Annotated in this window: 1 protein-coding gene; it reads left to right on the forward strand. The window is 73.5% G+C overall.

Annotation, left to right across the window (positions count from 1 at the left end; genetic code table 11):
- Positions 1 to 3: 3 nt before the first annotated feature.
- Positions 4 to 10,635: an SDR family NAD(P)-dependent oxidoreductase gene (locus OG709_RS28420; protein WP_329168069.1), complete on the forward strand. Its 10,632-nt coding sequence runs from the start codon at positions 4 to 6 to the stop codon at positions 10,633 to 10,635.
- Position 10,636 lies beyond the last annotated feature (1 nt).

The following is a 10,636-nucleotide window of genomic DNA, read 5'->3' on the forward strand; positions in this document are numbered from 1 at the left end:
CCGATGAATGAGCAGCGGCTGCGCGAGTACCTGAAGAGGGCAAGTGCCGACCTGCACCGGACCCGGCAGAAGCTGTCGGAGCTGGAGGCGAGGAGCTCCGAGCCGATCGCGATCGTCGGCATGAGCTGCCGCCTGCCCGGTGACGTCGCGTCGCCCGAGCAGCTGTGGAGCCTGCTGGACGACGGCACCGACGCCGTGGGCGGATTCCCGACCGACCGCGGCTGGGACCTGGAGTCGCTGTACGACCCGGACCCCGACCAGCCGGGCACCTGCTACACCACGCAGGGCGGCTTCCTCCACGACGCGGCGGAGTTCGACCCGGAGCTGTTCGGGCTGAGCCCGCGCGAGGCACTGGCCACCGACCCGCAGCAGCGGCTCCTGCTGGAGGCGTCGTGGGAGGCGCTGGAGCGCGCGGGGATCAGCCCGGCCTCGCTGCGGGGCAGCCGCACCGGGGTCTACGTCGGCGTGATGTACAACGACTACGCCACCCGCGTCCTGCGCCCGCCGAAGGGCATGGAGGGCCACATCGGCAACGGCAGTTCGCCGAGCATCGCCTCCGGCCGGGTCGCTTACACCCTCGGCCTGGAGGGCCCCGCCGTCACACTGGACACCGCCTGCTCGTCGTCGCTCGTGTCGATCCATCTGGCCTGCCAGGCCCTGCGGTCGGGGGAGTGTTCGCTGGCCCTGGCGGGCGGCGTGACGGTGATGTCCACGCCGGTCACCTTCGTACAGTTCAGCAGGCACCGGGGGCTGGCACCGGACGGACGCTGCAAGTCGTTCGCGGACGGCGCCGACGGTACGGGCTGGTCCGAGGGCGTCGGCCTGCTCGCGCTGGAACGGCTGTCGGAGGCGCGGCGCAAGGGCCACCGCGTCCTGGCCGTGATCCGCGGCACCGCCGTGAACCAGGACGGCGCCAGCAGTGGCCTCACCGCCCCGAACGGCCCGTCCCAGCAGCGGGTCATCCGGCAGGCGCTGGACAACGCGGGCCTGACGCCCGCCGACGTGGACGCCGTCGAGGCGCACGGCACGGGCACCTCGCTGGGCGATCCGATCGAGGCACAGGCGCTGCTGGCGACGTACGGCCGGGACCGGCCGGACGACCGCCGGCTCTGGCTGGGTTCGCTGAAGTCGAACCTCGGGCACACCCAGGCCGCCGCCGGTGTGACCGGAGTGATCAAGATGGTCATGGCGATGCGGCACGGGAAGCTGCCGAAGACCCTGCATGTGGACGCGCCGTCCCGGCACGTGGACTGGTCGGCGGGTGGCGTACGGCTGCTGACGGACGCGCAGCCGTGGCCCGAGCTGGACCGGCCCCGGAGAGCCGGTGTGTCGGCGTTCGGGGTCAGCGGGACCAACGCGCATCTGATCGTCGAGGAGGCCCCCCGGGCCGGGGCGGACGAAGCGGCCGGGACGGCAGGACCGGCTTCGGCTGGGACTGCTGAGACTACTGAGAGGGCTGAGGCTGCTGGGTCGGCCGAGGCTGTTGGGGCGGCTGAGGAACACGCGTACCGGCCGATGCCCGCCGTTCCCTGGGTGGTGTCGGCGAAGACGGCGGACGGAGTCGCCGCCCAGGCGCAGCGGCTGCTGGCCGCAGTGACCGACGGCGCTCCACTGGACATCGGCTTCTCGCTGGCCACGACGCGCGCGCCGCTCGACCACCGTGCCGTCGCGGTCGGCACCGACCGGAACGCACTGCTCGCCGGACTCTCCGCGATCGCCGCGGGGGAGAGCGCCCCCGGTGTGGTGCGCGGGCGCGCCACCGGTGGCTCCGTCGCGTTCATGTTCAGCGGTCAGGGATCCCAACGCATCGGTATGGGGCGCGAGTTGTACGAGGCGTTCCCGGTGTTCGCTGCGGCTCTCGACGAGATCTGCGCGCACTTCGACACCGACACCGGCCCCGACACCGGCCCCGACACCGGCACGGCTACGGAGGCCGACTCCGCTACCGGCACCGGCCCGTCGCTGCGGACCGTGATGTTCGAGCCGGTCGACGGATCCGGTGAGAGTGGCCTGCTCGACCGCACCGGTTACACACAACCCGCCCTGTTCGCCCTGGAAGTGGCTCTCTTCCGGCTGCTCGAATCCTGGGGGGTGCGGCCGGACCGGCTGATCGGTCACTCCATCGGCGAGCTGTCGGCCGCCCACGTGGCGGGCGTGTTGTCCCTGCCGGACGCCTGCCGACTGGTCGCCGCGCGCGGTCGCCTGATGCAGGCGCTGCCCTCCGGCGGCGCGATGATCGCGGTACGCGCCACCGAGGCGGAGGTGACACCGCTGCCGGCCGACGGGGTGTCCATCGCCGCGATCAACGCCGCCGGTTCGGTCGTGCTCTCCGGCGACGAGGACGCGGTCCTGCGGGCCGCCGAGCCGTTCGCCGGGCGAGGCACCCACCGCCTGACGGTCAGCCATGCCTTCCACTCGCACCGCATGGAGCCGATGCTCGCCGAATTCCGCGCGGTGGCCGAGTCGGTGGAGTATCTGCGGCCCCGGATCCCGGTCGTGTCCAATCTGACCGGTGATGTCGTCGACACGTTCACCGCCGACCACTGGGTACGCCATGTGCGCGAGGCGGTGCGCTTCGCCGACGGCATCGGACGGCTGCACGCGCTCGGCACGACCCGCTTCGTCGAACTCGGACCCGCCGGGCCGCTCTGCGCGGCCGTCGCCGACGACCTGCCGGAGCAGTGCCTCGTACAGCCGCTGCTGCGCAAGGACGTTCCCGAGGCCCAGGCCCTGACGGACGCGGTCGCCCAGCTGTGGGCCCGCGGTGTGCAGCCCGACTGGGCGGAGTTCTACGGCGGCACCGGAGCGGCCACCGTGGACCTGCCCACCTTCGCGTTCCAGCGGCGCCGTTTCTGGCTCGATGTGCCGCTGACCCGGCAGGACCTCGCCGCCGGGCACCCACTGCTCGGCGTCCGGATGGAACGCGCCGACGCGGACGGGTTCGTGTTCGGCGGCGAGCTGTCCGTACGCACCCATCCCTGGCTGGCCGACCACCGGGTCTCCGACCGGATCCTGGTGCCCGGCACGGCCTTCCTCGAACTCGCGCTGCGGGCCGGTGGGCAGATCGGTTGCGCCCGCGTCGACGAACTGGTCCTCACCGAACCGCTGGCCCTCACCGCGACCGACCGGATCTCCCTCCAGGTCGTGATCGGCGCCGCCGACCCGAACGGCGGCAGGACGGTCACCGGGTACTCCCGGCAGGACCTGAAGAGCGGTGACGCGGAAGCCGAAGCGGGCGGCAGGGACCGCCCGTGGACCCGCCACTTCACCGGCTCGCTGGCCCCCGACACCGGCAGTGACGGCCTCGCCGAGAACGGCCCCACCGAGTACGGCCCGGCCGCATGGCCACCGCCCGGTGCGGAGCCCGTCGACACCGAGCGGCTCTACGAGGAGCTGGCCGCCGCCGGACTGGCGTACGGCCCGCTGTTCCGGGGGCTGCGCGCGGCCTGGCGCAGCGGAGAGCAGATCCACGCCGAGGTCGAACTGCCCGAGACCCACCAAGTGGACGCCGAGCGGTACGAGTTGCACCCGGCGCTGCTCGACGCCGCCCTGCACGCGGCAGCGGCCGGACAGGCCCTGGGCGAGGACGCCCCGACCGCCGCGGTCCCCTTCACCTGGTCCGGAGTCTCGGTGCGCACGCCCGGCGCCGCCGCCTTGCGGGTCACCCTGAGCCGCCCCTCGGACCGGTCGCTCGCCCTCACAGCCACCGACGGCAACGGTGTCCCCGTACTCTCCGTCGACTCGCTGCAACTGCGCCCCCTGGCCGAACAGGGGGTGGGCGGGTTGCCGGGCCACTTCGACGCACTGTTCCGGCTGGAGTGGCAGGAGCTGCCCGCCGGACTGCCCGAGGGCGCGGAACAGCCCGCGGAAGCACCGGAGATCGTGGACCTGCCCGGCGGCTCCGAACTGCCCGGAGATCCGCACGAGGCGGTACGGGAAGCCGTGCACCGCACCCTCGCCGTGCTCCAGGCCCGGCTCGCCGAACCCATGGGCGCCACGCCGCTCGTGCTGCGTACGCGTGGTGCGGTGCAACTGCCGGGGGAGAGCGGCAGGATCGCCCCGCACGCGGCGGCCGTCCAGGGCCTGGTCCGCTCCGCGCAGTCCGAGAACCCCGACCGGTTCGTGCTGATCGACGTGGGTGACGGGACCGATGGCGCCGATGGGGCTGACGGGACCAATGGGGCCGACGGGACCGACATGGCCGACGGGTTGGCCGGGGCCGAACCTGTGATCACCGCGCAGGCCGTCGCGTACGACGAACCGCAGCTGATGGTCAGGGACGGCCGCTGGTACGCACCCCGGCTGGCCCGGGTTCCCGCGCTCCCCGGGGCGATCCGCCCGGATCAGGCCGGATCAGGACCCGCCGCCTTCGACCCGGACGGCACGGTCCTGGTCACCGGCGCCACCGGCAGGCTGGGCCGTGCACTCTGCCAGCACCTGGTGGCCGTGCACGGTGTCCGGCACCTCCTGCTGATCAGCCGCTCCGGGGCGGATTCCGCCGGTGCGGCCGAACTCCTCGGCCTGGACGCCGAAGTCACCCTCGTGGCCTGCGACGTGGCGGACCGGGCCGCGCTCGGCGCGGCGCTCGACACGGTCCCGGCCGACCACCCGCTGACCGCGGTCATCCATCTCGCGGGCACGCTCGACGACGGAATCGTCCAGTCGCTGACGCCGGAACGGATCGACGCCGTACTGGCCCCGAAGGTGTCCGGTGCGCTGAACCTGCACGAGCTGACCCGGGAGGCGGACCTCTCGGCGTTCGTCCTGTTCGCCTCGGCGGCCGGTACGTTCGGTGGACCCGGTCAGGGCAACTACGCAGCCGCCAATGCCTACTTGGATGCGCTGGCCGACCACCGCCGCCGTACCGGCCTGCCCGGTATGTCGCTGGCCTGGGGGCTGTGGGAGGGCGACGACGGCATGGTCGGCGGCCTGACCGACGCGGACCTGGAGCGCGCCGGGAGCATCGGAGTGCTCAGCCTGACCGGCCCGGACGGGCTCGCGCTGTTCGACGCGGCTCTCCGGCGCGACGAGGCCGGACTGGTGCCCGTCGCCTTCGACTTCTCGCTGCTGCGCGCGCAGGCGGGCCGGCTGGCCCTCCCCTCACTGCTGCGCGGGCTGGTACGGAAGCCGGTGTCCGTACCCGCCACGGCCGCCCGCCCCGGCGCCGGTACCCTTTCCGGCGTCCGTACCCGCTCCGGTGTCCGTCCGGTCGCGATGATCGATGTCGTACGCTCCCGGGTCGCCGCGGTCCTGCGGTACACATCGGCGAGTGCCGTCGACTCCGACCGGGCCTTCTCCGAGCTGGGCTTCGACTCGCTGATGGCGGTCGAACTGCGCAACCAGCTCAGCGAGGAGACCGGCGTCCGGCTGCCCGCCTCGGTGATCTTCGACCAGCCCACCCCGGCCGCGCTGGCGGCGCACCTGGAGTCACTGTCGGGCGACGGGGAGGCCGTACCCGGGGACCGCGCCGCCGCCGTGCCCGCGACGGGCGGCGCCGACCCCGAGGAGCCGATCGCGATCGTGGGCATGGCCTGCCGACTGCCCGGCGGTGTCGAGTCGCCCGAAGAGCTGTGGGAGCTGGTGCTGCGTGGCGAGGACGCCATCGTGCCGATGCCGGACAACCGCGGCTGGGACATCGACGGCCTCTTCGACCCGGACCCGGAACAGGCGGGCACCAGCTACGTGCGCGAGGGCGGCTTCCTGGCGGGGGCCGACCTGTTCGACCCGTCGCTGTTCGGGATATCGCCGCGCGAGGCGCTCGCCATGGACCCGCAGCAGCGCCTCCTGCTCGAATCCTCCTGGGAGTTGTTCGAGCGGGCCGGAATCCCGGCCCGCTCGCTGAAGGGCAGCAGAACCGGAGTGTTCGTCGGCCTGATGTACACCGACTACCCGGTTCTGCTGCACGGGCGCAAGCACGACCTGGAGGGCCATCTGGGCAACGGCAGCGCGGGCAGCGTCGCCTCCGGCCGTATCGCCTACACGTACGGGCTCGAAGGCCCGGCCGTCACCGTCGACACCGCCTGCTCCTCGTCCCTGGTGGCGATGCACTGGGCGGCCAACGCGCTGCGCTCCGGCGAGTGCTCGCTCGCGGTGGCCGGTGGCGCCACCGTCATGTCGACCCCCACGGTCTTCCTGGAGTTCAGCAGGCAGCGCGGCCTCGCCACCGACGGCCGGTGCAAGCCCTTCGCGGAGGGCGGGGACGGTACGAGCTGGGGCGAGGGCGTGGGGCTCCTCCTGCTGGAACGGCTCTCCGACGCCCGCCGCAACGGACACCAGGTGCTGGGCGTCGTCCGAGGGTCCGCGGTGAACTCCGACGGCGCGTCCAACGGCCTGACCGCGCCCAACGGCCCCTCGCAGCAGCGGGTGATCCGCCAGGCACTGGCGAACTCCGGGCTCGACGCCGTCGACATCGACACCGTGGAGGCGCACGGTACGGGGACCCCGCTGGGCGATCCCATCGAGGCGCAGGCGCTGATCGCCACGTACGGCCAGGACCGGCCGGCCGACGTGCCCCTGCTGGTCGGGGCGCTCAAGTCGAACCTGGGCCACACCCAGGCGGCGGCGGGGGTCGCGGGCGTCATCAAGACCGTGATGGCCATGCGGCACGGGGTACTGCCGAAGATCCTGCACCTGGACGCGCCGTCGTCCCGGGTGGACTGGGAGGACGGCGCGGTACGGCTGCTGGACCGGAACCAGGACTGGCCGGACACCGGACGCCCGCGCCGCGCCGCTGTGTCGTCCTTCGGGATCAGTGGCACCAACGCCCATGTGGTGCTGGAGCAGGCGGCCGACGAGGACGTACGGAAGGACCGGACCGGGACCGACCGGACCGGGACCGACCGGACCGGGACCGACCGGACCGGGACCGACCGGACCGGGGCCGACCGGGCCGGGACCGACACGGCCTTGAGCGACACGGCCTTGAGCGACACGGCCTTGAGCGACACGGCCGGGACCGGCGTGACGGGGGCCGATCCGATCGCGACCGAGGTGACCGCGACCGAGGCGACCGGCCCGGCCGGGTCCGGCGGCGGGCACCGGCCCGTGCCCGTCGTCTGGCCGCTGTCCGCGCCGAGCGTGCCCGCCCTGCGCAGGCAGGCGGCCCGGCTGCTCCCGAGGGCGCAGGTCCTGGCCCCGGCCGACGTCGGCCTGTCGCTGGTCACCACGCGGTCCCCGTTCGACCACCGGGCGGTGATCGTCGGCTCCGACCGGGCGGAACTGCTCGACGGACTGCGCGCCCTGGCGGCCGGTGAGCCGATCGGCAACCTCGTCGAGGGCGTCGCCGGGCCGGGTACCAAGCCGGTCTTCGTCTTCCCCGGACAGGGGTCCCAATGGGCCGGTATGGCCGCCGAGTTGCTCGACTCCTCGCCGGTCTTCGCCGCGTCCGTCGCCCGCTGCGAGAGGGCGCTGTCGGAGTTCGTCGACTGGAAGCTCACGGACGTACTGCGCGGTGCACCCGGTGCGCCGGGCCTGGAGGGCGACGACGTGGTGCAGCCCGCGACGTTCGCGGTCACCGTCTCGCTCGCCGAACTGTGGCAGGCCCACGGAGTGCGGCCCGCCGCCGTCGTCGGACACTCGCAGGGCGAGATGGCGGCGGCCTGCTTCGCCGGTGCGCTCTCGCTGCGCGACGCCGCCCGGGTCGTGTGTCTGCGCGGGCGCGAGGTCACCGCGCTCGCCGGACGCGGCGGCCTGGTGTCGGTCGAGGCGTCCCCCGCCCGGACGGAGGAACTGCTGCAGCCGTACGCGGACCGGCTGGTCCTCGGTGCGGTCAACAGCCCCCGCGCCGTCGTGGTCTCCGGGGACGACGACGCGCTGGAGTCCTTCGTCTCCGACTGCCGCGACCTGGGCATCCGTACCAAGCGCGTGCCCATCAACTACGCCTCGCACTCGTCGCACGCGGACGCCATCGAGGACCGCCTCGCGGACGTGCTGGGCCCGGTCGCCGCCGGGGCGCCGGAGGTGCCGTTCTTCTCCACGGTGACCGCCGACTGGGCGGACAGCCTTCCGCTCGACGCCGGTTACTGGTTCGAGAACCTGCGCCGGCCGGTGCGCTTCGCCGAATCCGTCCGGGCACTCGCCGAGCAGGGCTTCGGACCGATGATCGAGGTGAGCGCGCACCCGGTCCTCACCAGCGCCGTCGAGGAGACTCTGGCCGACGGTGACAGCGGTAGCGGTGAGCGCGGTGCGGGCGGCTGCGCGGTCGGCTCGCTCCGCCGCCAGGACGGCGGGCTCCCCCGTTTCCTCCAGTCCCTCGGGGAGGCGTACGCGGTCGGTGCCGCGGTCGACTGGCGCCGCGTCTTCGACGGCACCGACGCGCAGCCGGTGGACCTGCCCTCGTACGCCTTCCACCGGCAGCGGTTCTGGCCGGAGTTCGACGAACCGGCCCCGGAGACCGCCGCGGACCCGCAGGAGGACGAGTTCTGGCAGGCCGTGCAGGAGCAGGACGTCGACGCGGTCGCCGAACGGATCGGCCTGGGCCGTCAGGAGCTGGAGACGGTGCTCCCCGCGCTGTCCCGCTGGCACGTCGGGCGCCGGGTCCGCTCCACCCTGGACACCTGGCGCTACCGCACGGAGTGGGTGCCGGTACGGCCCGCAGACGTGGCCTCGCTGTCCGGCAACTGGCTGGTACTGCGCTCCGGGACTGGTACCGACAGCGAAAGCGACACCGGCACCGGCACCGGCACCGAGCAGGCCACGGCAGAGCTGGTGGACGAAGCGGTCCGCGCGCTGGCCGCCGCAGGAGCCCAGGTCACCGAACTCCCCCTGAATGCAGGGGACTTGACGGATGGACCGGGGGCTTCGGAGGAGGAAGCGAACCGCCTCGCCGACCGGATCCGCACCGCGTGCGGTGCCACCCCTCTCGCCGGGGTGCTCTGCCTCACCGGCCTCGACGAGACCCCGGCCGATGGGTACGCCGTGCTCCCCACCGGACTCCGGCTCTGCCTGGCCGCCGTCCGCGCGCTGACCGTCCTGGAGAGCGAGGCACCCTTCTGGGTCGCGACCTCGGGAGCGGTCGGTACCGGCCAGGACGACCCGCCGCGGCGTCCGACCCAGGCGCTGATGTGGGGCGCGGGCGTGGTGCTCGGGCTTGACCTGCCGCGCCGCTGGGGCGGGTTGATCGATCTTCCTGCCGTTCTCGGCCGGGAGAGCGGCGAGGAGTTGTGCGCCGTCCTCAGCGGTGCGACGGGTGAGGAGCAACTCGCGATCAGGGCCGACGGGGTGTCGGCCCGCCGACTGGTCCGCGCGCCCGTCAAGGGCCCTTCGGCGCCGTGGCGCCCCCGGGACACCGTACTGATCACCGGCGGAACCGGGGCGCTCGGCGGCCACCTCGCCAGGTGGGCGGCCCGCTCGGGCGCCGACCGGGTCGTCCTGGTCAGCCGGCGCGGGTCCGCCGCCGAGGGCATGGCCGAACTCCACGACGAACTGATCGACCTCGGCACGGAGGTGGTCATCGAAGCCTGCGACCTCACCGACGGGGAGGCGGTCGCCACCCTGTTCGCCAAGGTCGCCGTCGACGGGCCACCGGTCCGCGCGGTACTGCACGCGGCCGGGACCAGCGGCCGGGAGATGTCCGTCGACGACCTCACCTCCGGCGAACTGGCCTCGGTGCTCGGACCGAAGGTCGCGGGCGCCCGCCATCTCACCGCCCACGCGGCCGGTCTGGAGCTGGACACCTTCGTCCTGTTCTCCTCCGGCGCGGGCACCTGGGGGAACGCCGGACGCATCGGGTACGGGGCGGCCAACGCCTACCTCGACGCCTTCGCCGCCGAACGCCGGGCCGCGGGACTGCCCATGGTGTCGCTGGCCTGGGGCGCCTGGGGCGGCGGCGGGATGGTGGACGAGGACACCGCCACCCAGCTGCGCCGGCTCGGCAACCGGCAGATGGACCCGGAGCTCGCGGTGGGCGTGCTGGCCGACGCGGTCGGCCGCCGGGACGGAAACCTGGTGGTCGCCGACATCGGCTGGAAGGCCTTCGCGCCGACGTACCACGCGGCCAGGAGCAGGCCACTGATCCTCGGTGTCGCCGAGGCCAGACAGGCACTGGCCGAAGTGGACACCGTCGGCACCGCCGACGTCGGAGAGCCGGAACTCGTCGGCGAACTGGCCGCCCTGGCCGACGGTGAACGGCAGCGACTGCTGCTCGACCGGGTACGGCGGGAGGCAGCCGTGGCGCTCGGGCACGGGTCGGCCGCCGAGATGCACATCGACCGCCCGCTCAGGGAGCTGGGCTTCGACTCGCTGACTGTGGTGGCCCTGCGGAACCGGCTCTCCGCGGTCACCGGACTGAAGCTGCCGACGACCCTGGTCTTCGACCATCCGACGTTCCCCGCCCTGGTCCGCTACCTGGTGACACGGCTCTTCGGCGCGGGCACCGAGGCCCCGGCGCAGAGCGCCGAGGAAGCGGCGACCTGGGCGACCCTGCGGTCCATCCCGCTGAACCGGCTGCGCGAGCGGGGACTCCTCGACGCGCTGCTCGAACTCGCGGCGACCCCGGAACGGACCGGAGCCGACGCCGGAACCGAAGCCGGAGCCGACGACGCGGCCGACGACGGCGTGGACCGGTTCGAAGGCATGAATGTGGCCGATCTCGTCGAGTTGGCACTCGGCACCGACACCGATTCACGGGAAAGCTGAG

Origin of the sequence: Streptomyces sp. NBC_01267 (genome assembly GCF_036241575.1) — a bacterium.
GTDB lineage: Bacteria > Actinomycetota > Actinomycetes > Streptomycetales > Streptomycetaceae > Streptomyces.

Excerpts from the sequence above, each read along its gene's own strand:
- OG709_RS28420 (WP_329168069.1), top strand. The coding sequence starts at position 4 with ATGAATGAGCAGCGGCTGCGCGAGTACCTGAAGAGGGCAAGTGCCGAC.